The 24,418-nt window shown below is 73.8% G+C and carries 23 protein-coding genes; 15 read left to right on the forward strand and 8 right to left on the reverse strand.

The window, feature by feature from the left end:
• Nucleotides 1-144: 144 nt before the first annotated feature.
• On the reverse strand, nt 145-507 hold the full coding sequence (locus ACFWIA_RS07140) for a DUF6479 family protein (RefSeq protein WP_387001215.1): 363 nt from the start codon (nt 505-507) through the stop codon (nt 145-147).
• A 278-nt stretch (nt 508-785) separates the two neighbouring features.
• Here ACFWIA_RS07140 and ACFWIA_RS07145 point away from each other — a divergent pair, with 278 nt between their 5' ends.
• Nucleotides 786-1,418 (forward strand): hypothetical protein, encoded by a 633-nt coding sequence (locus tag ACFWIA_RS07145; protein ID WP_387001217.1) that lies wholly within the window; start codon nt 786-788, stop codon nt 1,416-1,418.
• 68 nt (nt 1,419-1,486) lie between these two features.
• Here ACFWIA_RS07145 and ACFWIA_RS07150 read toward each other — a convergent pair whose 3' ends face one another.
• Nucleotides 1,487-2,128: a hypothetical protein gene (locus ACFWIA_RS07150; protein WP_387001218.1), complete on the reverse strand. Its 642-nt coding sequence runs from the start codon at nt 2,126-2,128 to the stop codon at nt 1,487-1,489.
• Nucleotides 2,129-2,382: 254 nt separating this feature from the next.
• Between ACFWIA_RS07150 and ACFWIA_RS07155 the strand changes: the two genes are divergently transcribed.
• A complete protein-coding gene (locus tag ACFWIA_RS07155; protein ID WP_387001220.1) occupies nt 2,383-2,823 on the forward strand; it encodes an OsmC family protein in 441 nt (146 codons plus the stop codon).
• Nucleotides 2,824-3,006: 183 nt separating this feature from the next.
• Nucleotides 3,007-4,797, forward strand: coding sequence for an ABC transporter ATP-binding protein (locus tag ACFWIA_RS07160; RefSeq protein ID WP_387001319.1), 1,791 nt, complete (start codon nt 3,007-3,009; stop codon nt 4,795-4,797).
• Nucleotides 4,798-4,888: 91 nt separating this feature from the next.
• On the opposite strand, the gene ACFWIA_RS07165 is transcribed toward ACFWIA_RS07160, so the two are convergent.
• Nucleotides 4,889-7,279 (reverse strand): phosphoketolase, encoded by a 2,391-nt coding sequence (locus ACFWIA_RS07165; protein ID WP_387001222.1) that lies wholly within the window; start codon nt 7,277-7,279, stop codon nt 4,889-4,891.
• Between the two features lie 317 nt (nt 7,280-7,596).
• Between ACFWIA_RS07165 and ACFWIA_RS07170 the strand changes: the two genes are divergently transcribed.
• Nucleotides 7,597-7,965 (forward strand): hypothetical protein, encoded by a 369-nt coding sequence (locus ACFWIA_RS07170; protein ID WP_387001224.1) that lies wholly within the window; start codon nt 7,597-7,599, stop codon nt 7,963-7,965.
• A 341-nt stretch (nt 7,966-8,306) separates the two neighbouring features.
• On the opposite strand, the gene ACFWIA_RS07175 is transcribed toward ACFWIA_RS07170, so the two are convergent.
• Both ACFWIA_RS07175 and ACFWIA_RS07180 read right to left on the reverse strand, forming a co-directional pair.
• On the reverse strand, nt 8,307-9,152 hold the full coding sequence (locus ACFWIA_RS07175) for an ABC transporter permease subunit (protein WP_387001226.1): 846 nt from the start codon (nt 9,150-9,152) through the stop codon (nt 8,307-8,309).
• A complete protein-coding gene (locus tag ACFWIA_RS07180) occupies nt 9,149-10,060 on the reverse strand; it encodes an ABC transporter ATP-binding protein (protein WP_387001227.1) in 912 nt (303 codons plus the stop codon). Before ACFWIA_RS07180 ends, ACFWIA_RS07175 begins: the two co-directional genes overlap by 4 nt.
• A gap of 133 nt (nt 10,061-10,193) precedes the next feature.
• Here ACFWIA_RS07180 and ACFWIA_RS07185 point away from each other — a divergent pair, with 133 nt between their 5' ends.
• The 6 genes from ACFWIA_RS07185 (at nt 10,194) to ACFWIA_RS07210 (ending at nt 16,302) form a co-directional block, all read left to right on the forward strand.
• Nucleotides 10,194-11,504, forward strand: coding sequence for a sensor histidine kinase (locus ACFWIA_RS07185; RefSeq protein ID WP_387001230.1), 1,311 nt, complete (start codon nt 10,194-10,196; stop codon nt 11,502-11,504).
• A complete protein-coding gene (locus ACFWIA_RS07190) occupies nt 11,501-12,160 on the forward strand; it encodes a response regulator (RefSeq protein WP_387001233.1) in 660 nt (219 codons plus the stop codon). Before ACFWIA_RS07185 ends, ACFWIA_RS07190 begins: the two co-directional genes overlap by 4 nt.
• A 489-nt stretch (nt 12,161-12,649) precedes the next feature.
• On the forward strand, nt 12,650-13,162 hold the full coding sequence (locus ACFWIA_RS07195; protein ID WP_387001234.1) for a lytic polysaccharide monooxygenase auxiliary activity family 9 protein: 513 nt from the start codon (nt 12,650-12,652) through the stop codon (nt 13,160-13,162).
• A gap of 251 nt (nt 13,163-13,413) precedes the next feature.
• Entirely contained in the window at nt 13,414-14,679 is a 1,266-nt protein-coding gene (locus ACFWIA_RS07200) for an MFS transporter (RefSeq protein ID WP_387001236.1), read from the forward strand.
• Nucleotides 14,680-14,771: 92 nt separating this feature from the next.
• Nucleotides 14,772-15,530, forward strand: coding sequence for an MBL fold metallo-hydrolase (locus ACFWIA_RS07205; RefSeq protein WP_387001238.1), 759 nt, complete (start codon nt 14,772-14,774; stop codon nt 15,528-15,530).
• 7 nt (nt 15,531-15,537) lie between these two features.
• On the forward strand, nt 15,538-16,302 hold the full coding sequence (locus tag ACFWIA_RS07210) for a PIG-L deacetylase family protein (RefSeq protein WP_387001240.1): 765 nt from the start codon (nt 15,538-15,540) through the stop codon (nt 16,300-16,302).
• Nucleotides 16,303-16,352: 50 nt separating this feature from the next.
• Here the strand turns inward: ACFWIA_RS07210 and ACFWIA_RS07215 are convergent, their stop codons facing one another.
• A complete protein-coding gene (locus ACFWIA_RS07215) occupies nt 16,353-17,378 on the reverse strand; it encodes a hydroxyacid dehydrogenase (RefSeq protein ID WP_387001242.1) in 1,026 nt (341 codons plus the stop codon).
• Nucleotides 17,379-17,844: 466 nt separating this feature from the next.
• Here ACFWIA_RS07215 and ACFWIA_RS07220 point away from each other — a divergent pair, with 466 nt between their 5' ends.
• The 5 genes from ACFWIA_RS07220 to ACFWIA_RS07240 all read left to right on the forward strand — a co-directional run bounded on the left by ACFWIA_RS07220 (nt 17,845) and on the right by ACFWIA_RS07240 (nt 22,387).
• Complete coding sequence (locus ACFWIA_RS07220; RefSeq protein WP_387001321.1) at nt 17,845-18,657, forward strand: class I SAM-dependent methyltransferase; 813 nt, start codon at nt 17,845-17,847, stop codon at nt 18,655-18,657.
• 176 nt (nt 18,658-18,833) lie between these two features.
• On the forward strand, nt 18,834-19,943 hold the full coding sequence (locus tag ACFWIA_RS07225; protein ID WP_387001244.1) for a hypothetical protein: 1,110 nt from the start codon (nt 18,834-18,836) through the stop codon (nt 19,941-19,943).
• 49 nt (nt 19,944-19,992) lie between these two features.
• A complete protein-coding gene (locus ACFWIA_RS07230; RefSeq protein WP_387001246.1) occupies nt 19,993-21,117 on the forward strand; it encodes a hypothetical protein in 1,125 nt (374 codons plus the stop codon).
• Between the two features lie 127 nt (nt 21,118-21,244).
• Nucleotides 21,245-21,688: an SPW repeat protein gene (locus ACFWIA_RS07235; protein WP_387001249.1), complete on the forward strand. Its 444-nt coding sequence runs from the start codon at nt 21,245-21,247 to the stop codon at nt 21,686-21,688.
• 243 nt (nt 21,689-21,931) lie between these two features.
• A complete protein-coding gene (locus tag ACFWIA_RS07240) occupies nt 21,932-22,387 on the forward strand; it encodes a peroxiredoxin (RefSeq protein WP_387001252.1) in 456 nt (151 codons plus the stop codon).
• A gap of 3 nt (nt 22,388-22,390) precedes the next feature.
• On the opposite strand, the gene ACFWIA_RS07245 is transcribed toward ACFWIA_RS07240, so the two are convergent.
• Both ACFWIA_RS07245 and ACFWIA_RS07250 read right to left on the reverse strand, forming a co-directional pair.
• A complete protein-coding gene (locus ACFWIA_RS07245) occupies nt 22,391-23,164 on the reverse strand; it encodes a response regulator (RefSeq protein ID WP_387001254.1) in 774 nt (257 codons plus the stop codon).
• On the reverse strand, nt 23,161-24,126 hold the full coding sequence (locus ACFWIA_RS07250) for a HAMP domain-containing sensor histidine kinase (protein WP_387001256.1): 966 nt from the start codon (nt 24,124-24,126) through the stop codon (nt 23,161-23,163). Before ACFWIA_RS07250 ends, ACFWIA_RS07245 begins: the two co-directional genes overlap by 4 nt.
• Nucleotides 24,127-24,418: the final 292 nt, after the last annotated feature.

Here is a 24,418-nt window from a genome sequence, read left to right on the forward strand (position 1 = left end):
TCCCGCCCCGGGGGGGGGGGGGGGGGGGGGGGGGGGGGGGGGGGGGGGGGGGGGGGGCGGGGGGGGGGGCGGGGGGGGGGGGGGGGGGGGCGGGGGGGGGGGCCCCCCCCCCCAACTCCGGGTCGTGGTGGTCGTCCGGTCCGGTCAGTGCGCCCCGCCGCCGCCTCCTCCGAAGGAGCCGCTGTGTCCGGGGGTCCAGCGCCGGCGGCGCTGGTCCTCGCTGCGTTTGTTGGGCAGGTGACCGTGGAGCTGGTAGGGGTTCAGGCCGCCCTGTTTGTCGAGGGGGAGGACGTCCGGCTCGCGGCGTTCGCTGATCTCCCGGACGGCGCCGCCCTCCGGGAGGTGGGTCTGCTCCTCACGGGTGGGAGGGTCGGGCTCCCTGCTGCGCACGCCGATGCCGACCCAGACGATCCAGATCAGCGCGCCGACGATGATCGCTCCGGCGACGATCGGGATGGCCACGAGGGCCCCGTTGGGCGCTGCCAGAAAAAACGCGTTTGCGGTCATATCACCCAAATACCCTTCCGGGGGTGACGCCAGTCCTCCTACGCCCGACCACTGTCCGAGGAATGCGCAGCGCCGCCGTGGCGTGACGTTCGGTAGCGCGGGCGCGCAGCACCCGGCGGCTGCGGCCCGGACGGTCGGGTGCGCCCGGATGGCCCCTGCCGAGCGGCGCCGACATCGAGGGACTCCTAGCGTCCAAGCCAGCAGGGGTCGATCCTGCGCGACTGACCGACGACTCCGCGGCCCGCCTCCGGGCCCGCCCGGAGGACGGGAGTGATGTGATGCGGGCGATCGTACGGACTTCGGGGGCCGTCGCCGTGGCGGCGGTCCTCGCACTGACCGCCGCCCCCGCGGCGGCGGCGGCGGACGGGGTGCCGCCCCCGCCGCAGGACGCGGTGCCGCTGGTCGAGGAAGGGGGCCCCGCCCAGGAGCAGCCGCCGGCCGCTTGGGAGGTGGGGGTCACCCCGACCCATGTGCGTCCCGGCGAGACGGTGACCCTCACCTCCCGGGGGTGTCGGGTCCCCGAGGTCAGCGTGGACTCGGGCCTCTTCGAACTGACCGAGTTCACCGAGGGCCGCTCCGCGCCGGCCGTCGTGTCCCTGGACGCCGCACCGGCGGCCGAGCACGAGGTGACGTTCACCTGCGACGGTCAGGCCAAGGCCGTACGGGTCACCCTCGGCGAACGGGACGGGGCCGGGCTCCACGAGCCGGCACGCCCGCAGCCGGGCCACGAGGAGGGGGTCCTCCACCAGCCGGAGCCGCTGGAGGACGAGGGCCGCAAGGGGGTGCGGGCCGGCTTCGGCGGCGACTTCGGGCAGCTCGGTCCGGTGCAGCTCGCCCTGGGCGGCACCCTGGTCGCGGGCTCCCTCGCCGCCGCGGCGTACTTCGCGGTGCGGCGCCGCGCGACCCGGTGAGCCCGGCGGGGACGACCCGCCGTTCGTCCGGGCCCGCGGGGCCGCCGCAGCGCCCCGGCGGCCGGGAGTCAGTGGCGGCGGGCACGGGCGCGTCGCCGTAGCGCGAGGCCCACGCCCAGCACCCCCGCGGCCAGGAGCCCGGTGCCGGCCATGACCTCGGTCGGGGTGGGGTGGCCGGCGAAGGTTCCCCCGAGGCCACCGCGTACCCCACCCGCCGTGGGCGAACCGCTCGACGGGGCAGGGGCGCGCCCCGAGGCGGACGGAGCGCTCGACACCGGTGCGGGCGTGCCGGGGGCGGAGGACACCGGAGCGGGGGTGCGGGTCACGGGCGACGTCGACGCGGCCGACCCCCCGACGAGCATGCTCGCGATCCACCGGCTGCCCGGGCCGCCGCAGTCGCCGTCGAGGCCCACGGCCGTCGCCCCGGTGAGGTCGCGGGACAGTCGGCCCGTGCTCTGGAAGCGTCCGCCGCCGGCCGGGGAGAAGACCAGCGGAGCGGCGAGCCCCTGTCCGTTGCTCACCCGGGGCGTCGGCGAGGGGACCGCCGAACAGTCGACGATCAGGGTGAAGGACCCGCCCGGTGCGACCACCGAAGGGGTCACCGCGGCACTGGCCCCACCCGCGTCGACGGCCACCGCGCCGGGCGCGCCGCCGAGTACCGGCACCAGTGCGGCAGCGGTGACCGCGAACGCCGTGCGCATACGGAACATGGGGGTGTCCTCTCCGTCTTCCACCTCGGTCACCGCGCGGTCCCGGGTGGGCCCGGCGGAGCCCGAGCCGTCTCAGCCCCTATCTCCTGATGCGCTGATGAATAATCACCATTGCCGCATTACCGCCGATTCGGCCCAGTAGGGATCGCCGGGGCCCGGTCCGGGGGCGGACCCCGGCGGGCGCCCGTGTGGCCGGGACGCGCGGACCACGGTTCGATGGCGGGGTGAAGCACGGCCCCCGAGGAGGAACCGCCATGGCCGACTACCGCATCGAGACCGTCCGCAACGGCCACCGGAACTGGACCGCCCGCAACGACCGGGGCGCGGAGGTCCGGATCGGCGCGGCCGACGACCCCCTCGTCCAGCCCTCCTTCACCCCCGTGGAACTGCTGCTGGCCGCGATCGGCGGCTGCGGCGGACTCGTCGTCGACCGCACCGCACGGACCATCGAACACCCGGACCTACGCATCACGGTGGAGTCGAGGGCCCTCCCTGAGGATGACGGCCGCGTGGGGAGGGTGCGCGTAACGTACGAGATGGTTCTGCCCGAGGGCGACGACCGGGCTGCCGAGGTCTTCGCACGCGGTGTCCGCCTCACCCACGAGAGGTACTGCACCGTGAGCCGCACCGTGGAGCACGGCGCCCGGATCGAGGCCGTCCTACCGGACGGAACGGTCGCCTTCGCGGCGGGCTGACCGCCGTACCGCCGGGATGCGAACGGGCCGGCGGACGGACGAGTGGCCCGACCTCCGAGGGGACCCGTGGACGTACAGCACGACGACCGACGACCAGCACCATCCGCACGACCCGCACCACTTCCCCCGCCCCGACCCGCGCCGGTCGGCGACGTCGACCCCGCCGACCCGAAGCCGGACGGGGTGGACACGGCGGACGCTCCGCCGTGGCGGCTGCTCCTGGAGTACGCCACACCGCACCGGTGGGCGCTGCTCGGCGGCGCGCTGCTCGGCCTCGTCACCGGAGCCACCGGACTGGCGCTCCCCCTGGTGGCGAAGACCCTCATCGAGAACCTGGGCCGGGACGAGTCCATCGCCGGCCCCCTCGTCCTGATGTCGTCCCTGGTGCTGCTGAACGCCGTGATCGGGGCGCTCGGCGGGTACCTGCTGCGCCGCACCGCCGAATCGGTGGTCCTCGGCGCCCGGCGCAGGCTCACCTCGTACCTGCTGCGCCTGCGGATCTCCGCGATGGACCGCAGCGAGCCCGGCGACCTGATGGCCCGGGTCACCTCCGACACCACCCTGCTGCGCGAGGTCACCACCGACGCGCTCGTCGGTCTGGGCACCGGCGGCCTCACCCTGGTGGCGACCCTGGTGATGATGGGCTGGACCGATCCGGTGCTGCTCGGCGTCACCTTCGGGGTGATCGCCCTCGCCGGTGCGGTCCTCGGGACGATCGTGCCGCGGATCAACAAGGCCACCAAACGCGCCCAGGAGTCGGTGGGGCTGATGGGCGCGGCATTGGAACGCGTCCTCGGCTCGCTGCGGACCGTGAAGGCGTCCGGTGCGGAACTGCGCGAGGAGGAGGCGGTGCACCGGGCGGCCGAGGACTCCTGGCGGCAGAGCGTGCGGGCCGCCAAGTGGGAGGCGATAGCCGGGAACACCGCCGGACTCGCCATCCAGGTCGCCTTCCTGACCGTGCTCGCGGTGGGCGGCGCCCGGGTCGCCACCGGGGCCATCTCCGTGGGCACCCTGGTGGCGTTCCTGCTGTACGTGTTCTATCTGATGAACCCGATCCAGCAGGTCGTGTCGGCGGTGATGCAGTACCAGACGGGGTCCGCCGCGGTGGTGCGCATCCAGGAGGCCCAGCGGTTGCCCGGGGAGCCCGCCACGGGTCCGGTACCGCTGCCCGGGCCCGACGAGCCGCCGCTGTCCCTCGCCTTCGACCGGGTCCACTTCCGTTACGACGACGAGGCCCCGCCCGTCCACCACGGGGTGACGTTCGAGGTTCCGGCGCGCGGGATGACCGCGTTCGTGGGGCCGTCCGGAGCGGGCAAGACGACGGTGTTCTCCCTCATCGAAAGGTTCTACGACCCCACGGCGGGCCGGATCGAGGTCGACGGACGGCCGGTGGGCGACTGGGAGCTGTCCCGGCTGCGCGCCGCCATCGGCTACGTCGAGCAGGACGCCCCGGTGCTCTCCGGCACGCTCCGCGACAACCTGCTGCTCGGCAACCCCTCGGCGTCCGAGGACGACATCCGGCAGGTGATCCGGACGACCCGGCTCAGCGCGCTGGTCGAACGGCTGCCGGACGGGCTCGGCACCCTCGTGGGGCACCGGGGTACCAAGCTGTCGGGCGGGGAGCGGCAGCGGGTGGCGATCGCCCGGGCCCTGTTGCGGCGCCCCCGGCTGCTGATGCTCGACGAGGCGACGAGCCAACTCGACGCGGTCAACGAGGCCGCGCTGCGGGACACCGTGGCGGAGGTCGCCCGGACCACCACGGTCCTCGTCGTCGCCCACCGGCTGTCCACGGTGACCCTGGCGGACCGGATCGTGGTCATGGACGCGGGGCGGGTGCGCGCGGTGGGCACCCACCAGGAACTGGTGGGGGCGGACGCGCTGTACGCGGAGCTGGCGACCACCCAGTTCCTCACCGGCGAGAGCGCCGACGACTCGCCGCCCGAGGAGGAGTCCGCCCCCACGGCGCTGGGCTAGTTCCCTCGAACGCCCCGGGGCACGGCATGCGCGCCGGGGCGTCACGTTCCGGCCGCCGCCGCCCCGGCCCGGGCCCGCCCCAGCGGGTCCGTCACCCCGTCCAGGTCCAGTCGGCGACCTCCGGCAGGTCCGTTCCGTGTTCCCGGATCCACCGGTGGTGACGGGTACGCGCGTCGGCCATGGCCTGGCGCAGCGCCACCGCCCGGACGCCCAGTCCGGGCACCCGGTCCACCACGTCCATGACCAGCCGGTAGCGGTCCAGGTCGTTGCGGACGACCATGTCGAACGGCGTGGTGGTGGTGCCCTCCTCCTTGTAGCCGCGGACGTGCAGGTGCGGGTGACCGGTGCGCCGGTACGCCAGCCTGTGCACCAGCCACGGATAGCCGTGGTAGGCGAAGATGACCGGCTTGTCCGGCGTGAACAGGGAGTCGTACGCGAAGTCCGTCATCCCGTGCGGGTGTTCGCCCTGGGGCAGCAGTCGCGCCATGTCCACCACGTTCACCACCCGCACCGCCAGGTCGGGCAGGTGGCGGCGGAGCAGGTCGGCGGCGGCCAGCACCTCCAGGGTGGGCACGTCACCGGCGCACGCCAGCACCACGTCGGGCCCGTCGCCCCGGCCCGCTCCCTCCGTCCCGGCCCACTCCCAGACGCCGGCCCCCCGGGCGCAGTGCGCGCGCGCCTCGTCGAGGGTGAGCCAGTCGAAGGTCGGCTGTTTGCCGGCGATCACGACGTTGACCAGGTCACGGCTGCGCAGCACGTGGTCGGCGGTGGCGAGCAGGGTGTTGGTGTCCGGCGGCAGGTAGACGCGCACCACCTCGGGGCTCTTGTTGAGCACGTGGTCCACGAAGCCGGGGTCCTGGTGGGAGAAGCCGTTGTGGTCCTGGCGCCACACGTGCGAGGTGAGGAGGTAGTTCAACGAGGCGATGGGGCGGCGCCAGGCCAGGCGGCGGGCGGTCCTGAGCCATTTGATGTGCTGGTTGACCATCGAGTCGACGATGTGCGCGAACGCCTCGTAGCTGGAGAACACCCCGTGTCGACCCGTCAGGAGGTAGCCCTCCAGCCAGCCCTGACACAGGTGTTCGGAGAGCACCTCCATCACCCGTCCGTCCCGGGCGAGGTCCCGGTCGGTGTCGAGGAACTCGCCCTGCCACGCCTTGGCGGTGACCTCGTAGAGCGCGTCCAGCCGGTTGGAGGAGGTCTCGTCGGGGCCCATGACCCTGAAGTCACGGCGCCGGGCGGTGTCCCGCATCACTGCGGCGAGCAACCCGCCCAGGACCCGGGTGGGTTCGTGGACGCCCGTGCCGCGCTTGTCGACGGTGACCCCGTGGTCCTCCAGCGGCGGGAGCGGCAGGTCGCGCAGCAGCAGTCCGCCGTTGGCGTGCGGGCTGGCGCCCAGCCGGTGGACGCCCTCGGGGACGACGGACAGCACCTGTGCGGTGGGGCGGCCCGTCGGGTCGAACAGCTCCTCGGGCCGGTAGGACCGGAGCCATCCCTCCAGTTGCCGCAGGTGGTCCGGATCGTCGCGGACCCCGGCCAGCGGGACCTGGTGGGAGCGCCAGGTGTTCTCCACCGGCACCCCGTCCACCTCGGACGGCCCGGTCCAGCCCTTGGGGGTGCGCAGGACGATCACCGGCCAGCGGGGGCGCTCGGGGCTGCGCCCCTCCCGCGCCTGTCGTTGGAAGGTGTCGATGCGGTCGAGGGCGGTGTCCAGGGTCGCGGCCATGGCGTGGTGCACGGCCAGCGGGTCGTCACCGCTCACGTGCAACGGTTCGTGTCCGTAGCCGCGGAGCAGGTCGTCCAGCTCGTCCTCGGGGAGGCGGGCCAGTACGGTCGGGTTGCTGATCTTGTACCCGTTGAGATGGAGGATCGGCAGGACGGCGCCGTCGCGCACCGGGTCGAGGAACTTGTTGGAGTGCCAGGAGGTGGCGAGCGGGCCGGTCTCGGCCTCGCCGTCCCCGATGACGCAGGCGACGAGGAGCCGCGGGTTGTCCAGGGCGGCGCCGTAGGCGTGGGCGAGGGAGTAGCCCAGTTCGCCGCCCTCGTGGAGGGAACCGGGGACCTCGGGTGCGAGGTGGCTGGGCACTCCGCCGGGGAACGAGAACTGTCGGAACAGCAGTTCCATGCCGTCGGCGTCCCGGCTGACGTCGGGGTACGTCTCCGAGTAGGTGCCCTCCAGCCAGGAGTTGGCGAGCACGGCGGGACCTCCGTGTCCCGGGCCCCAGACGCACAGCGCGTCCAGGTCCCGGGCGCGGATCACCCGGTTGAGGTGGGTGTGCACGAGGTTCAGTCCGGGCGAGGTTCCCCAGTGTCCGAGCAGCCGGGGTTTGATGTGCTCGGGGCGCAGCGGCTCGGTGAGCAGGGGGTTGGCCATCAGATAGATCTGGCCGACGGCCAGGTAGTTGGCGGCCCGCCAGTGGGCGTCCAGTGCGGCTGCTTCGGTGTCGGTGAGTACGGTGGGAGCCGGTGTTCGGACGTCCGGCATGGGCCTCATCTCCTGATGCGTCGGCTGTTCCTCGTACGTGGTGCTGTTCCGACCCTGGCTCCGTCGGGCCGGGCACGCAACGCAGACGGCCCGCCGTACGCGCGGGTACATACCTAGGGCACGTGCCCCGGCCGACCCCGAAGGATTCATTACCGTAGGCATACTCCGCGCAACGCGGTACGCGGTACTGGACGCGCGACCGTAGCCGGGCGACGTGCGGTCCGGCTCGGCTCGCCCCGGCGGGCCCCGGGGGCGAGCCTGGTAGTGACGGCCCGGCGGCCGACCGGTCCCGCACCCCTGAGAGGGGATGACCCATCGTGAACAGCACGACACACCCCGCGGCCGAGGTCGTGGTGGAGTTGAGCGACTGCTCCAAGGACGACGCGGGTACGGTCTTCGGCGTCCTGCGGTCCGTCTTCGACTGCGACCGGGGGCCGCAGGACCTGCCGCAGGACGCTGCGGGCGGACGTCCGTCCGTCTGGTCGGCGACCTACGACACCACCCGTATCCGTGAGGCGCCCCCGGCCACGCCCCTGGACGACTCGGTCACGGCCGAGGTGCAGGGCGGCTACCTGGCCGTGGACCGGTTGCGCACGGCGCTCGCGGCGGCGTTCACGGTGGCCCAGGAGGGCATGGCGGCCGGGGACCAGGAGAAGGAAGTGGAACTCCTGCTCCGCAGCGGCTGACGGCTTCCGGGGCCGGGCCCGTACCGGGACCGGCCGGGGCGCTGCGCACGACCGGGCGTCCGCGCACCCCGTGGTCCGCCGAGCGCCTTCCGCGACGACGGGCGAGCGCCGGAGCGCGGTGCACGCTCCGGCGCTCGTGGATGCGCCCCGTGTCCAGATGGTTTCGCAGCTTCGGCGGGGGCGCTCGACCGAGGGGGCGCTGCGCGGGTGGGGTCAGGAGGGCGTACGGGGGCGGGCGCCGCACGGTGGACCCGCGCCGCCGCTCCCTCGGCGCACCGGCTCGCACCCGCGCGCCCCGCCCGCTCCTCGCCGCCCGGTGTCCCCGGGACCGCCCCGGCCGCTCACTGGTCCCGTGCGTGGACCCCGATGACGGCGATCGCACCGGCGGCGCAGGCCCAGACCGCGTAGACGGTCCAGGCTCCGCCGGTGGTCCACGGGAAGGCGACCGGGGCGTAGTCGATGTCCACGAGCCGGAGCCACGCTCGGTAGGGCAGGGCGTGTCCGGCGACCGCCGACCAGTGGCGGCCGTCGGTGAGGAACAGCGGCAGCAGCGCGGTGACCACCGTCGACGTGATCATGGTGGAGGCGGTGTGCCGGATGACGGCACCCAGTGCCAGGCCGGCGAGCGCGCACACCGGCGCGAGGAGTGCCGAGGCCAGGACGACGCGGAGGGCCCCCGGGTCGCCGAGGGCGACGCCCGCGTCCCGACGGTCGAAGAGGGCCTGCGTCACGGCGAACGAGACCCCGGCGACGACCGCTCCGAAGACGGTGGTGACCACGGTGACGACGACCGCCTTGGCCGCCATCACCGAGCGGCGGGCCGGCACGGCCGCGAACGTCGTCCGGATGGTGCCCGTGCTGTACTCGCCGACGATCGTGAGGGCACCGATCGCGCCGAGGGCGAGGGCCATGAGCAGGGCCGCGTTCGCGGTGAACGCCTGCTGCAACGCGATCCCGTCCCTGGCGAACCCGCCCAGGTCCCCCGCCACCTGGAGCTCCCAGTTGCGGTACGTGTCGTAGGCGGTGCCCACGTTGAAGCCGATGACGGCCAGGGCGGCGGCCCCGTAGGCGATCCAGGTCGAGCGCAGCGAGCGGTGTTTGCCCCACTCGGCGGCGACCAGGTCACCGAAGCGGGCGCGGGGGGTGCGGGCGGGTGCGGGGCTGGTCCTGTTGGCGGTGGCGGTCATCGGGACTCCCCTCCTCCGGGGAACTGCACCCGGTCGGCGGTGAGTTCCATGAACGCCTCTTCCAAGGAGGGCGATGCGCTGGCGAGTTCGTGCAGCGGGAGGCCGTGCCCCTGGGCGACCTCGCCGATCCGCGCCGCGGTCAGGCCGCTCACGGTGAGCCGCGCGCCTTCGAGGTGCACGGCCGCGCCCTCGGCCGTCAGCAGGTCCCGCAGGGCGGTCGCGGCGGGCGTGGTCACGGTGACGCGCTGCCGGTCGCTGCGGGCCGAGAACTCCGCCAGGCTCTGGGCCGCGATCAACTCGCCGCGGCCGATCACGATCAGTTGCTCGGCGGTGTGCTCCATCTCCGACATCAGATGGCTGGAGACGAACACGGTGCGCCCTTCGGCGGCGAGCCGACCGAACAGCTCGCGCACCCACTTCACTCCGGCGGGGTCCAGGCCGTTGAGGGGTTCGTCGAAGAGCAGGACCGGGGGGTCGCCGAGCAGGGCGGACGCGATGCCGAGCCGTTGTTTCATACCGAGCGAGAACCCGCCGATGCGGCGCCCTGCGACCCCGGCGAGACCGACCTCCCGCAGCACCTCGCCCACCCGGGACCGCGGGATGCGGTTGCTGCGCGCCAGCGCCGCCAGGTGCGCCGTCGCGCTGCGCCCGCCGTGCACGTCGTGCGCGTCGAGGAGGGCGCCGACCTGACGCAGGCCGCGACGACGGTCGCCGAAGGGCCGTCCCTCGACGGTGGCCGTGCCGCTGGTGGGCCGGTGCAGGCCGAGGACCATCCGGAGCGTGGTGCTCTTGCCGGAGCCGTTGGGCCCGAGGAAGCCGGTCACCCGGCCGGGGCGCACGGTGAAGGTCAGGTCCTTGACGGCGGTCGTACCGCCGTACCTCTTGGTGAGTGCGTTGACTTCGATCACGGTGTCCACGGTGCCGTTCGGCGCCCCCGCCCGTCGTCGGACCGGTGCGGACAATCGCCGGGCGCGGGTGTCGACCCCGGCTGTACGACCGCAGGCCGATGCCGCACGGCCGGGTCACGCCTACCATCTCGGCATGCCCGCCTCCGCACCCCCGCCGTTGCCGCTGCTCAAACGCGTACCGCCGGGCCTGTGGACGGCGCTGGTGTGGGTCGCGGCCACGGTGCAGCCCGTCGTGGAGTACGTGCTGATGCCGCCGCGGCAGCTGTACTCCCTCAGTTATCCCCGGGACGGACTCGACTCGTTCACGGCGCGGGCGCTGCTCGCCCTCGCCTTCCTGATGGTCCTGACCGGCAGCGCACTGCTGCGCCGACGGACCGCGCTGGCCTACGGACTGGTGGTCGCCGGCACGGTCGTCTCGTCGGTGGCCTGGCGGCAGAACGAAGCCCTGCCGCTCCCGTTCCTCGGGGTGGACGTCGCCCTCTGCTACGTCGCGGCCACCCGGACCCGACGTACCGCGATCGCCGCGGCCGGCGCCGCGCTGGGCCTGCTCGCCGGTTACCTGGTCCTGCGCGGGGTCAGGGGGGAGGAAGCGGGCACCTCCTCCGAACCGTTCGTCGCCCTGACGGTCGTCATCGCCTGGCTCGTCGGCAACTCGGTGCACCAGGCCCGGGCCCACACCGCGGAGTTGCACGCCCGGGCCGCCGCTCAGGCCGTCACCGCAGAACGGCTGCGCATCGCCCGCGAAATGCACGACACGGTCGCCCACAGCATCGGCATCATCGCCCTCCAGGCCGGCGCGGCGGCCCGGGTGGTGGACACCCAGCCGGCCAGGGCCCGCGAGGCGATGGTCACGGTGGAACACCTGGGGCGCGAGACGCTCACGGGACTGCGGCGGTTGCTGGGGGCACTGCGGCAGGCCGACCGGGAGGAGGAACCCGCCCACCGCGATCAGGACCCGACCGGCCCTGACCGGGGGCGTGCACCGGTACCTTCGCGGCCGGCCGACGGGCTGGGGGACCTGGAACGGCTCGCCGCGACGACTACGGCGGCCGGTGTCCGCGTGGAGGTGTGGTGGCGGGGCCGTCGCCGCCCGCTGCCCGCCGACATCGACCTCGCGGCGTTCCGCATCGTCCAGGAGGCGGTGACCAACGTCGTGCGGCACTCGGCTGCCGACCGCTGTCGGGTGGTGGTCGAGTACCACGAGGACGAACTCGTCGTCGAAGTGGTCGACCGGGGGAAGAGCGGCAAGCGCACCCAGCACACCGAGCGCACGGCGACCGCGGGCGCCGGGTTCGGCCTGGTCGGCATGCGGGAGCGGGTCGCCCTGCTGGACGGCCGCTTCACCGCCGGTCCGGGTGCGGGCAACGGCTTCCGCGTGGCCGCCCGGCTCCCCCTGCCGACCGTGGCGGACACCGGACCCGCAGCGACGACGGGAGTCCGATGAGCATCCGCGTGGTACTCGCCGACGACCAGCCCCTGGTCCGTGCCGCCCTCCAGATGGTCATCACCGACACCGCGGACATCCAGGTCGTGGGCGAGGCCCGGGACGGCGCCGAAGCGGTCCGGCTGACCGGGGAACTCGCCCCCGACGTGGTGGTGATGGACATCCGGATGCCCGGCACGGACGGCATCGAGGCCACCCGGCAGATCACCACGGGCACCAGCGGCGCACGCGTCGTCGTCCTGACGACCTTCGATGACGACGACTACGTCTACGGAGCGCTGCGCGCCGGCGCATCGGGGTTCCTGGTCAAGGACATGGCCCTGGACGACATCCTTGCCGCGGTCCGTGTGGTGGCCGCCGGTGACGCCCTCGTGGCGCCGAGCGTGACCCGTAGGCTGATCAAGGAGTTCGCCGCTCGCCCCGTGACGGAGCCGCCACCGCGGACGGAGCTCCGGCGCATCACCGACCGGGAACGTGAAGTGCTCACCCTGGTCGGCAAGGGCCTGTCCAACACCGAGATCGCCGATCGCCTCTCCATCAGCGTCGCCACCGCCAAGACCTATCTGACCCGGCTGCTCTCCAAGCTCGACGCACGTGACCGGGTGCACCTCGTGATCCTCGCCTACGAGGCAGGGCTGGTGGCCCCGTCCTCGTGAGCGCGCTCCCGTCGCCTCCCGCTCGGCCGGACCGGCACCGGCGCGGCTGCGCCCGTTGCCGAAACGACACGGATCGTTTCGGCCGCGCTCCGGGGAGGAAGGGTGAACCCGGCGCGGGGATGCGGTGAATGGTTGCCTGCGGTATCCGTTGCCGCCTCGACGACCCGGTGGGGCGACATGTCGGTCTCTCCCGGATTCAGCCGCCGTCCCCCTCGGGGACAGACCCGCCCCCGCCGCGACATTCCCGGCGCCGGCTGTTGCTCAACTCGGCTCCGTTCACACCCCCTTGACGCTTCCCAAGCCGTCGGTATGGTCTGAACCAGTCAGCAAAGCAGAGCAAATCCTTCCGGATGAACGTGGCCCGTTCCGCACCCTGACCACGCGGACGGCCATGGCTCTTGGCCCCACCCACGAGTGGCCGTCCCGCCCCGCCCGGGCTCCCCACGCCCCGCGGAACGACCGGGACGGCTCCGAAACGAAGGAGAGACCGTGCACTCCAGGAAGAAGACCGCCGCGATCATCGGCGTCGCACTCGCCCCCGCCATCGCCCTGAGCCTCCCGGCCTCCACGGCCAGCGCCCACGGTTACGTCTCGTCCCCGCCCAGCAGGCAGGCGCAGTGCGCCGCCGGAACGGTGAGCTGCGGCGACATCAAGTACGAGCCGCAGAGCGTCGAAGGCCCCAAGGGGCTGCGCAGTTGTAGCGGCGGCAACGCCCGCTTCGCCGAACTCGACAACGACGGGAAGAGCTGGACGGCCACCCCCGTCAGCCGGACCACCCAGTTCAACTGGCGACTGACGGCTCGTCATGCCACCAGCACCTGGCAGTACTACGTCGGGGGCCGCAAGGTCGCCGAGTTCAACGACGGTGGCGCCCAGCCCGGTTCGACGGTGAGCCATGCGGTGAACCTCGGCGCCTCGGGCAAGCAGAAGGTGCTCGCGGTGTGGAACATCGCCGACACGCCCAACGCCTTCTACGCCTGCATCGACGTCAACATCCGCTGACCACCGGCCCTGACGTCCGGGACGGGCTCCGGACACCACCGTGTCGTCGCGTTCCCTCGGGGACGCGGCGACACGGCACGTCCGGGGCCGTGCAGCCGGCGCCGACCGGATGCGGTCCGGACGAGCGGCCACCTCCCGAGCACAACGACCGGTTGTGCACACGCCACGGATCGGTTGTTTGATCAGGGGACCCCCACCCCGCTTGGATACCGACGGCCAGTGAGGAGGTGCGAACAGCCGGAGGCGCCCGGGTGAGCGGAAGACGGAAGCCGGGGCGCCGGTTCGGACGGTTGTGGGCCGCGTACGCCGTCAGCGCGTACGGCAGCTCCCTCGGGTTCGGCGCGTTTCCGCTGCTGGCGGTCCTGGTGCTGGAGTCCGGGCCGGCCCAGGTGGCGGCACTGGCTGCCACCGGACGGGCCGTGGGCGCCGTGCTCGCGGTGCCGCTCGGCCCCTGGGTGGAGTTCCGCCGCAAACGACCGGTCATGGTGGCGATGGACCTCACCCGGTCGGCGGCCCTGCTCAGCGTCCCCGCCGCCTTCGTGTGCGGGGTGCTGAGCTTCGCCCAACTCCTCGTCGTGTCCGTGGTCGTCGCCGCGGCCGGCATCGCCTTCAGAGCGGCCAGCGGCGCGTACCTCAGGTCGCTGGTGCCGGCGGCGGACCTGCTCGACGCGAACAGCCGGTTCGAGTCCACGACCTGGACCGCGACCATGGTCGGACCACCACTCGGAGGGGCCGCGATCGGGATGTTCGGTCCGGTGACGACCGTGCTCGCCGACGCGGTCAGCCATCTGCTCTCGGCGCTGGCCATCCGCTCCATCGGCGGGACGGAACCCAGCCCCGTGCGGACCGGCGCACCGCGACCACGCGCACGCGATCTGCTCGACGGATGGCGTCACATCCTCGCCCGCCCCGCGCTGCGCCCGCTGTTCCTCCACACGATCCTGGTCAACGGCCTGATCATGGCTTCCGAGCCGCTGCTCGCGGTGCTCCTGCTGCGCGACCTCGGGTTCGCTCCCTGGCAGTACGGTCTGGTGTTCGCACTGCCCTGCGTCGGCGGCCTCGTCGGCGCACGGCTGGCGCACCGGCTCGTGGCGCGCCACGGACAGCACCGGGTGCTCCTCGGTGCGGGAACCCTGCGTGCCTGCTGGCCCCTCGGGTTGGCGTTCGTCCCACCGGGCGCACCCGGGATGGCCCTCGTCGTCACCCTCCAACTCGGCCTGGTGACGTGCTGCGGCCTCTTCAACCCCGTACTGGCCACCCATCGGCTCGACCACATCGACCCCGACCGCACCGTCCGCACCCTGACCGCCTGGTCGGTCAGCACCAGTGCCAGCATCGCGGTGCTGACCGCCGGATGGGGCCTGCTGGCCGCCCTCACCAGCCCCCGCGCCGCGATCGCCGCCGCCGGGGTGCTCCTGCTGGCCACCCCGCTGCTCCTCCCGCGCCGGGCCGCCCGACCGGGACACGCACCGGCGTCGGATGCTCCGTTCCTCGCTCCCGAACCTCCGCTCCCGTAGCCTTCCGCACGGTCCGACCGCGGTGTCCCGGACGCCCGGCCGGGCGTTGCCCGGCGGCACCTCGGCAGCGAACGCGGTAGGGAAGGGGCGCCATGCACACGGGCACGATCGTGGAGGCCGCACCCGGAGTGCACCTGGTGCACGGCAGCGACACCAACTGGGTGGTCATCGCCGAAGGGGACGCGGTGACCCTGGTCGACACCGGCTACCCCGGGGACCGGCCGCGGCTGCTGGCTTCGCTCGCCGAGTTGGGCCACCGGCCCGGGGACGTCGTCGCGGTCCTCGTCACCCACGCGCACAACGACCACATCGGCTCGGCCGAGCACCTGAGCCGGACCCATGACATCCCCGTCCTGCTGCATCCGAGCGAAGTGCCCCACGCACGGCGGGAGTTCCTGCACCAGATCGGCGTGGGCACCGTACTGGCGAACGCCTGGCGACCCGGTGTCCTGCCGTGGGCCGTACGGGTGCTGCGGTCGGGCGGGACGGAACACGTCCCGGTGACCGAGCCACGGGCCTTCCCGGTGGCCGGCGCCCTGGACCTGCCGGGGCGCCCGGTGCCCGTCCACACCCCCGGGCACACGGCGGGCCACTGCGTGTACCACCTGCCTGCGCAGGGCGTGGTGATCTCCGGCGACGCCCTGGTCTGCGGACACTCCACCTCCCGGATCCGGGGTCCCCAGCTGCTGCCGTCGATGTTCGACCACGAACGCGCCGGGGCCGTCGCCTCCCTTCCCACCATCGCCGACCTGGCCGGGGACGTGCTGCTGCCCGGCCACGGGCCGCTGTACCGGGGGTCGGTCGCCGGGGCCGCCGCCCGGGCGGCGGAGCAGATCGGCGGAAGGGCATGATGAGGTGATGGACACGCCGAAGCAGGCCGTGGGCGGGGCGTTCACCCCGCTGGCCGAGGACTGGAACAGGTGCCTGACCGTGGTCGCGCACCCCGACGACATCGAGTACGGCACGGCCGCGGCCGTCGCCCGTTGGACGGCACAGGGCAAACAGGTCACGTACCTGTTGGCCACGCGGGGCGAGGCCGGGATCGCCACCCTGCACCCTGAGGAGGCGGGGCCGCTGCGCGAACGGGAGGAGCGCGCCGGTGCGCGGGAAGTCGGCGTCAGCACCGTGGAGTTCCTCGACCACCGGGACGGCACCGTCGAGTACGGCCTGGACCTGCGCCGGGACATCGTGCGGGCGATCCGCACGCACCGTCCGGACGTGGTGGTGACCGGGGAGTTCGCGATCCGGATGGTCGGCGGCCTCACCAACCAGTCGGATCATCGGGCGGTCGGACTCGCCGCGCTGGACGCGGCCCGGGACGCCGGCAACCGGTGGATCTTCCCGGAACTCGCCGATGCGGGCCTCACCCCCTGGGACGGGGTCCGTCTGGTGTGCCTCGCGGGCGCCGAACGCCCCACGCACTCCGTCGAGGTGACGGGCGAACCGCTGGAACGGGGCATCGCCTCCCTCTCGGCGCACGCCGCGTACATCGCGGGCCTGGGCGAGCGGGCCTTCGATCCGCGGGCGTTCCTGAGCGGCATGGCCGAGGAGGCGGGACGGGCCGCGGGGGTGCCGGCGGCGGTCCTGTTCGACGTCCACGAACTGATCCCGCCCCGGGAGTGACCCGCCCGGCGGGCCCGGCGCACCGCTCGGGGGCCGGGCACGGCCAGTGGCTAGGCCATGAAGGGCAGCCGGGTCCGCAGGACGGGGTGGGCGAAGCCGTGGCCCTGCGCCCACCGGGTGACCTCGCCGACCGTCAGATCGGTGAGCCGCCGCCACTCGTTGCCCTGGGAGCCCGCGAGGTGCGGGGTGATGAGGACGTTGTCGCACTCCCAGAGCGGATGGTCGGACGGCAGCACCTCCGGGTCGGTGACGTCGAGGACCGCACGGAGCCGATCGGTGAGCAGCAGGTCGGTGAGGGCGCTCTGGTCGACGATGGCGCCCCGCGCGGTGTTCACGAGCACCGCGTTCTGCCGCATCGAGGTCAGCAGACCCCGGCTGACCAGCCCTTCCGTCTCGGGCAACAGGGGCGTGTGGACGCTCACCACGTCGCTGGCGGTGAAGAGTTCGGCCAGTCCGACCGGTCGGGCGCCGAGGGTCCGCACCTCCTCGTCGGTGACGTAGGGGTCGTGCAGCAGGAGTTGGAGGTCGTACGGACGCAGGAGATCGAGCACCCGCCGTCCGATGGTGGAGGCGGACAGGACACCCACCGTGCGCCGGTAGTTGCCGTCGCTGCGGGGGATGCCGAACCCCTCGTCGCGGGTACGGGCGCCGCGGTAGGCGCGGGCGCGTTCGACCACGCGCTTGCCGGAGAGCAGGATCATCGCCACCGTGTACTCGGCGACGGGCAGGGCGTTGGCCGCGGCGGCGGACGACACCTCGATCCCGCGGTCCCAACAGGCGTCGGTGATGTGGTGGCGCACCGAGCCGGCCGTGTGGACGACCGCCCTCAGCCCCGGTGCGGCTGCCAACACCCCGGCGTCGAGGGGTGGACAGCCCCAGCCGGTGACGAGGAGTTCGACGTCGGCGAGGGCGGCGCGGGCGTGAGCGGTGTCGAAGTCGTCGAGGACCGGGAGGGCCTGGAGGTCGCAGACGGCCGCCAGGGCCGCCAGGGTCTCCGGTTCGAGGAGGGCGGTCGCGGCCTGCTGGGACATGGCGACGGCTGCACGGGGACGGGCGGACGGGGTGGTGGCGCTCATGCCGGTCGGGGTCACGGCTCGCTTGCCTCTCGCGTCGGACGGGGTCGACGTGCTCCGGCGAACGGCCGGCCCGTACCCGCCCACGGCGGTGCGGGTACGGGCATCCTGGGCGTCCGTTCCGGAATCGGTCAAGACGACGGCCGGGCGGGCCACCGGGGCGGTCATATGAACGATTGCGCAGGAACGGGGTGTTGTCCCGTAGGACGGGGGCATGTTCGGCGACGACCGGGGCAGGCGAACCGTTGCAGGGGTGACACCCGCGGGCGCCGACCCCGGTCCTTCGGCGCTCGCCCCGGGCCGGCCGCCCCCGTGTTCCTGGGACGGGGCGCGGGGAGGCCGGTCCGTACGGTTCCATGGGGGCATGACCGACGCGATCAAGAACACCGACGAAGAGGTTCACGGGCGCCCGGACGTACGGCCGAAGGCCACGGCGGGGCCGGACGCACTGCCGGACGAGGCGCTGCGCATGATGGACGCCAACCGGGCCAACTGGGACGCGCGCACTCCGGTTCACCTGGCGAGCAGCTTCTACGGGCTGGAGGAGGGGCTCGATCCCGCCCGGTGGTTCGCCCCCTTCGAGTGGGACGACCTGGGGCCGCTGGACGGAAGGGACCTGGTCCACCTCCAGTGCCACCTCGGCACCGAGACCCTGGCCTTCGCCGAGCGCGGTGCGCGGGCGGTCGGCCTCGACCTGTCGGACGCCTCCGTGTCCGCGGCGCGTTCCATCGCCGCGCGGGCAGGTGCCGAGGTGACCTATGTGCAGGGCAATGTGTACGACGCCGAACAGGCGCTCCAGGGCCGGCGGTTCGACCTGGTGTACACCGGCAAGGGGGCGTTGTGCTACCTGCCCGACCTGGACCGCTGGGCCCGGACGGTGGCCGCTCTGTTGCGTCCGGGCGGGCAGCTCTACCTCGTGGAGTTCCATCCCCTGCTCCATGCGCTCGGCCCCAAGCCGGGCGCCGATGACGGGCCGGAACTGCTGCTGCGTCACGACTACCTGGCGGGGCGGGGCGCGCTCCACCGGGACGCCCGGTACACGTACACGGACGGTCCGGCCGTCGAAGGGGCGACGGACTGCTTCGAGTGGATGCACGGACTCGGTGAGGTCGTGAACGCGGTCGTCGGCGCGGGGCTGCGCATCGAGGTGCTGCGGGAGCACGACGAGTTGCCGTGGCCGCGGTGGCCCGGCATGGTCCGCACGCCCTCCGGTTGGTGGCGGCTGCCCGAGCAGGCGCCGCGCGTGCCGCACCTGTTCGCCCTGCGGGCGTCCGCGCCCTGACCGCTACGCTCACCCCCGTCGTGTCGCGACCGGGCACCCGCCCCGTACCGACCGGTGCGCCGACGGCTGCGGAGGCGGGGAACCGCCGGTGACGGCCGCGCGTCATCGGACGGGAAGCCGCACGGGTGGCGGGTGCGGGACGGATCGCAGGACCAGGGAACGGCGAGGGGCACGGGGTGGGCACGACGAGCGGCGGCCCTTCGAGGGGCGACGGGCGACGGACGAACGGGTCCGGGCGGCGGGGCCGGCGGGCGGTGTTCGCCGGGGGCGCGGTGATCGTCCTGCTGGCGGCGCTGCTCACCACCGGCTGGGCCACCGAGCGGTGGCCGTTCGACGAGGAGGATCGTTACTGCTGGGGAGCCTGGCAGGAGAACAGCGGCCCCTCGTTCCTCTCCGACGCCCGGGTGGCGGAGGGCGGCGCCCGCGCCGCCACCGAGCGGGGTCCGACCCCGGGCCGCCCGAACGGAGTCTGCACGCTCAGCATCGGCTCCGGCGGCGAGGAGGACCTACGGTCCGAGGTCACCGTGACGTACGGGCCCGCGCCCGAGGAGGCCGCCCCGCGGTGGGACTGGCTGCTGTCCCACCTCGGGGGTTCCGCGGTGCCCCTCCCGGACGGCCTGCCGGGCGCCGTGACCGGCGGTTCGGGGCTGTTGGTGCTGCCGGGGCGCTGTGACGCCCCGGACGGTCGCCCGACGGCGGTGACGCTGACCGCGGAGTCCAGCCGGAGCACGGGCGACGGCCGCCGGGCCGCGTCCACCGGGTTCGGCGGCGCGACGAGCACCGCACGGCTGCTGGTGGCCGCGGCCAACGCGGCCATGGAACGCGCGGGCTGCGGGGGCCCCGCGTTGCGGACGGACTCCCCCGTACTCACCTTGCCCGAGGACCCGGGGCCGGTCGCCCGCTCGCCGCTGTGCCGGATACCCGGCCTGGAGGTGGACGAGGAGACCGCCGCCCTCCTGGCCGGCTACCAGGTGGGTACGGTCGGCCCCGACCTCCAGTCCTGTTCGGTCGGGTACCGCAGGGGCGCGGAGACCCACCTCTCGGCGCTGATGGTGGCCGAGCCCCGGCTGGTGGCCCTGCTGGACGGGGCGGTGGGGAACCGACCCCCGGCGAAGGGGTGGCGCGCCACCGGCTCGTTCACCCCCGCCCACCGGGTGCTGCGCACCGAGTGCGCGGGCCGCCCGGTGGCGTTCGTGATGAGCGGGATGAGCGAGGAGCGGGCGGGCGCGTTCGCCGACTCCGTCGCCGCACGGTTGGGGTGTCCCGCCGTGGCGCCCCGCACGTGACCCGCCCCCCGTAGCCGCCGACCACCCGCCCCCGCGCACCCTGGGACCGATGATGACCGCAACGCCCGACGCCCCGCACGCTCCCGACGCCCGGACCCCCCGGTGGCATCCGCGCCGTCTGCTGCGCGGGGCACCGCGCACGGCGCTGATCGCCGCGGCCGTGGGCGCGCTGCTCGGTGCCGGGGTGACCGCGTGGCGAGCCGATGCGGGTCCGTTCGCCCGGGCGGCCGGTTGGTGCGGGGGAACGTTCGACGACGCGGACGTGGAGCGGCTGTTCCGGGGTTCCCCGGACGTGACGGGGGCGCAACTCCCGCTCTGGGAGAGTCGGCGCAGCACGTCCGGTCCGGCCGGTACCTGTCGGCTCACCACCGGCACCTGGCAGGTCACCGTGCGGGTGCACCGGTTGGACACCCGGTACGCCGGGGCGGGCCGTTGGGCGGACGAGTTCCTCGGCGCACGGCTCAGCCCGCTCGGCGGCGGGCTGCTCGGCATGGCTTCGGACACCCGGGCGTGGCTGGCCCTGCCGGACGGCTGCACGGGCCGGGCCGACCGGGGCGAAGGGCCGACGGTCGTGGACGTCGTCAACGGTTCGGGGAACCCGGGGGACGAGGTCGACGTCCGGGACCGCGCCGTACTGGCCCGCTCGGTGGTCCGCGCGGTCAACGCCCTCACGACGGCGGAGGGTTGCCTCGGTAGCGTCGCCGATCCCGTCGAGGACCTGCCCGCGCCCCCCGAGCACCGGGAGGAGGCGGCCGACGCGTTCTGCGGGATCAAGGGCCTGCGGCTGCCGGGGAAGCGGACGTACGAGGAGTACCGGCCCCTGATCACCGAGGGCGCGGGCCCGGTCCGCACCTGTGACCGGGGGAACGGCCCGGACCGTCCTGACCTGCGGTTGATGACGGTCTCCGATCCCCGGTTGGCGCAGGTCTTCGACCGGTTGGCCGCGGACGCCGGGACGCCCGTCCGGCACGACCGGGGGCGGGGGGTCGTCCGCGCCGATCTGGGGGTGTTCCAGGCCGAGTGCCCCACGGGTCCGGTGGTCTTCCTGGTCGCCGCCGAGGACGGGGAACGCGCCGGCGACGTCCGCGCCCTGCTGCCCGACTACGTACGTGCGGAGGCGGCCCGGGTGGGCTGCGGGGAACTCCGGATCACGCTGCCCGGCGCAGCCGACTGACGGGCCGCGGGGGGGACGGACGCGGGGCAGGTCATGCACATCGGGAGGAAGTTCCCCGTCAGCGGCCTACACATAAAGAAAAAATGAGAGCACTATGGACATATCGACAACGAAGGAGTCGAGTCCCATGGCCGACGTCTCACATCAGAGGACGGACATCACCTCCCACCCTGATGCATCCGAAATGCGGGCACGGTACGCACGCGTACTCGGTGGCCGCGACGTGGCGCTCGTGGACGGACCGGTGTTCCTCGTCGGTCTCTACTGCGCCATCTCCCCGTGGACGGTCCACTTCGCGACCGGCCAGCCCACCCTGGCGACCCACAACCTGATCGTGGGCATCGCGATCGCGGCCCTGGCCCTCGGGTTCACCGCGATGCCGGCCAGGATGTACGGCCTCAGTTGGGCCATGTGCGCCATGGGCGCCTGGCTGGTCATCGCGCCCTGGGTGGTCGGCAGCAGCCCCGACACCGGCGTCATCCTGAACAACGTCATCGTGGGCGCCCTGACGTTCCTGCTCGGGTTGGTGTGCGTGGGCGCGGCGATGCGGACCGGCCGTCAGCAGAAGTGACGGCCGTCCAGTCCGCCCCGCACCACCACCCACCCGCCACCGGCCGGTCCCGCCGCAGGTGCGGACCGGCCGGTGGCGCTCGCGCGGACCGCACCTGCGGCGGTACCGGGGCCGGTTCGCGCGGGCGCGGCGCCCTGGGCTACCGTCCGGCAGGACGCCGGGACACCGCCCGTCGGCCCCGGGCCCGCGCCCGGCGGCGACCCTCGGGTCCGGCCCCGGCCCGACGAAGGGACGTACACGCGCATGAACGTCGGTGACCCGGTGGAGGACTTCACGCTCCCGGACGAGACGGGAACCTCCCGTACGCTCTCGCACCTGCTGCTGGACGGCCCGGTGGTGCTGTTCTTCTACCCCGCCGCGATGACGTCGGGGTGCACCGCCGAGGCGTGTCACTTCCGCGACCTGGCGGCCGAGTTCCGGGCGGCGGGCGCCCAGCCGGTCGGGATCAGCGGGGACGCCGTCGAACGGCAGAAGGAGTTCGCGGACCGGCACGCGTTCGGCTACCCGCTGCTCGCCGACCCGGACGGGGCGGTGCGGGAGCGGTTCGGGGTGAAGCGCGGGTTCTCGCTCGCGCCGACCAAGCGGGTCACCTTCGTGATCGGCACCGACCGCACGGTCCTGGAGGTGGTGCGCAGCGAGCTGCGGATGAACGTGCACGCCGATCGGGCGCTCGCCGCGGTACGGCAGTGGAGCGCTTGATGCTCAGGGGTCGATGAGGCCGGCCCGGATCGCGTACCGGGTCAGCTCCAGGCGGTCCTTGAGGCCGAGCTTCTGGAGCAGGTTGGCCCGGTGCCGCTCGACCGTCTTCACGCTGATGACCAGCAGGTCGGCGATCTCCTTGGAGGTGTGCCCCTCGGCCACCAGCTTGAGGATCTCCTCCTCGCGCTCGGTGATCGTGCGGGCGGGCAGCCGTTCGCCCGCCCTGACCCGCTCCAGGTAGCCGCGCACCAGCGCGGGGACCGCCCCCGGGTGCACGAAGGGCTCGTCGCGCATGGCGGCCCGGCAGGCCTCGACCAGGTCCCGGTCGGCGACCGACTTGAGGACGTAGCCGCTCGCGCCGACCTTCAACGCCTCGAAGAAGTACTGCTCGTTGTCGTACATCGTCAGGAAGAGGATGCGCAGGTGGGGCAGGCGCCTGGTGAGTTCCCTGGCCGCCTGGAGGCCCGTCATCCGGGGCATGCCGATGTCGAGGATGGCCAGGTCGACCGGGACCGCCCGGGCCCGGGCCACCGCTTCGGCGCCGTCTCCGGCCTCGGCGACCACGGTCAGGTCGGGCTCGCCGTCGAGGATGAGCCGCACTCCCCTGCGGACCAGGGCGTGGTCGTCGGCGAGGAGGATGCGGGTGGGGGCGCTCCGGGCCCCCGTGGCGGGTCGCCCCGCCGGGGCTGCCGGACGGGCGGCCCCCGCGGGTTGCCCGGGCCGGCGGCCCGGCGGTCTGGGGGCGCGGCCGGCGGTGGGCGGTTCGGGGGCGGTCATCGGCCGGATTCCTCCAACGGTTCGCGGACGCAGAGCAGCACTTCGGTACCCGGTGCCCCGGGCCGGGGGCCCACGGTCAGTTCCGCGCCGATCAACAGGGCGCGTTCCCGCATCCCCCGGATGCCGGCCCCCTCGGGAGCGTCGGCGATGCCGCGACCGTCGTCGACGACCCGCAGTTCGGTGCGGCCCGGCAGCCGGCGCAGCTCCAGGACGACGTGTGTGGCCCGGGCGTGCCGGGCGGCGTTGGTCAGGGCTTCCTGGGCGACGCGGTACAGCACGAGTTCCGTGTCGTGGTCGAGACAGGGCGCGGTGTCGGCGGCCCCGGTGAAGCGGGGACGGACGCTGACGTCGTGGTCCGGGAACTCGGCGACGAGGGCGCGCAGTGCGCTGGTGAGGCCGAGTTCGTCGAGCACTCCGGGGCGGAGCCTGCGGGCGATCCGCCGGATCTCGTCCAGGCTGCCCCGGGTGGCCTCCTGGGCGAGGGAGACCTCTTCCCGCAGCTCGCCGGGGGCCCGGTCGGCGACCCGCTTGAGCTGGAGGAGGACGGCGGTGAGGGTCTGCCCCACCTCGTCGTGCAGTTCCTGGGCGACGCGCTGCCGCTCGTCCTCCTGCGCGGAGAGCACCAGGGCCGTGCTGCTGGCCCGGTCGTGTTCGAGCCGGTCCAGCATGGTGTGGTAGGTGCCGATCAGCTCGGCCATCTCGGCGGGGCCGGTGACCGGGGGACGGCCACCGGGACGCAGCAGGTCGGCGGTGGCCATGGCCCGGTTGAGGCGGCCGAGCGGGGCGAGGCCGATGCGCAGGATGACGGCGCTGACGACCAGCATCAGCGCGAGGCCCGCCACGACGGCGAACGCTTCGCCCGGCAGCACCGGCGTGGAGACCGTCACCGGGCCCAGCAGCAGGACGGCGGCCACGACCAGCATGGCGGCGTTCAGCAGGAAGATCCGCCAGAACAGCGACACGCTCCCCGTACCTTTCTCGTACGTGCGCGTGGCGGTCCACCCGCCACGGCCCCCGGACCCGCGGCGCGGACCTCTCCCCCGCCAGTCTCGCCCACCGGTCGGGATACCGTCCATCCGTGGTGACACCCATGTCCGCGGTGCCGTGCTGATGGCAGCATGGGGCGGCTCCGCGGGCCCCCTCCCGAGCCGACCGGTGGCGCGGACGGCATCGCGTTCGACGGGCCGGTGGGCGGGGACGGGCGGGCCGCATGATCGAATTTGAGCCACACGCATCAACGCATCAACGCATCAA

The organism is Streptomyces sp. NPDC127068 (assembly GCF_042724695.1).
Taxonomy (GTDB): Bacteria; Actinomycetota; Actinomycetes; order Streptomycetales; family Streptomycetaceae; genus Streptomyces.

Coding starts and splice junctions, on each gene's coding strand:
- ACFWIA_RS07205 (WP_387001238.1), top strand. CDS start 14,772: ATGCACACGGGCACGATCGTGGAGGCCGCACCCGGAGTGCACCTGGTG.
- ACFWIA_RS07215 (WP_387001242.1), bottom strand. CDS start 17,378: ATGAGCGCCACCACCCCGTCCGCCCGTCCCCGTGCAGCCGTCGCCATG.
- ACFWIA_RS07145 (WP_387001217.1), top strand. CDS start 786: ATGCGGGCGATCGTACGGACTTCGGGGGCCGTCGCCGTGGCGGCGGTC.
- ACFWIA_RS07140 (WP_387001215.1), bottom strand. CDS start 507: ATGACCGCAAACGCGTTTTTTCTGGCAGCGCCCAACGGGGCCCTCGTG.
- ACFWIA_RS07230 (WP_387001246.1), top strand. CDS start 19,993: ATGATGACCGCAACGCCCGACGCCCCGCACGCTCCCGACGCCCGGACC.
- ACFWIA_RS07150 (WP_387001218.1), bottom strand. CDS start 2,128: ATGTTCCGTATGCGCACGGCGTTCGCGGTCACCGCTGCCGCACTGGTG.
- ACFWIA_RS07235 (WP_387001249.1), top strand. CDS start 21,245: ATGGCCGACGTCTCACATCAGAGGACGGACATCACCTCCCACCCTGAT.
- ACFWIA_RS07245 (WP_387001254.1), bottom strand. CDS start 23,164: ATGACCGCCCCCGAACCGCCCACCGCCGGCCGCGCCCCCAGACCGCCG.
- ACFWIA_RS07210 (WP_387001240.1), top strand. CDS start 15,538: ATGGACACGCCGAAGCAGGCCGTGGGCGGGGCGTTCACCCCGCTGGCC.
- ACFWIA_RS07165 (WP_387001222.1), bottom strand. CDS start 7,279: ATGCCGGACGTCCGAACACCGGCTCCCACCGTACTCACCGACACCGAA.
- ACFWIA_RS07175 (WP_387001226.1), bottom strand. CDS start 9,152: ATGACCGCCACCGCCAACAGGACCAGCCCCGCACCCGCCCGCACCCCC.
- ACFWIA_RS07240 (WP_387001252.1), top strand. CDS start 21,932: ATGAACGTCGGTGACCCGGTGGAGGACTTCACGCTCCCGGACGAGACG.
- ACFWIA_RS07220 (WP_387001321.1), top strand. CDS start 17,845: ATGATGGACGCCAACCGGGCCAACTGGGACGCGCGCACTCCGGTTCAC.
- ACFWIA_RS07185 (WP_387001230.1), top strand. CDS start 10,194: ATGCCCGCCTCCGCACCCCCGCCGTTGCCGCTGCTCAAACGCGTACCG.
- ACFWIA_RS07190 (WP_387001233.1), top strand. CDS start 11,501: ATGAGCATCCGCGTGGTACTCGCCGACGACCAGCCCCTGGTCCGTGCC.
- ACFWIA_RS07155 (WP_387001220.1), top strand. CDS start 2,383: ATGGCCGACTACCGCATCGAGACCGTCCGCAACGGCCACCGGAACTGG.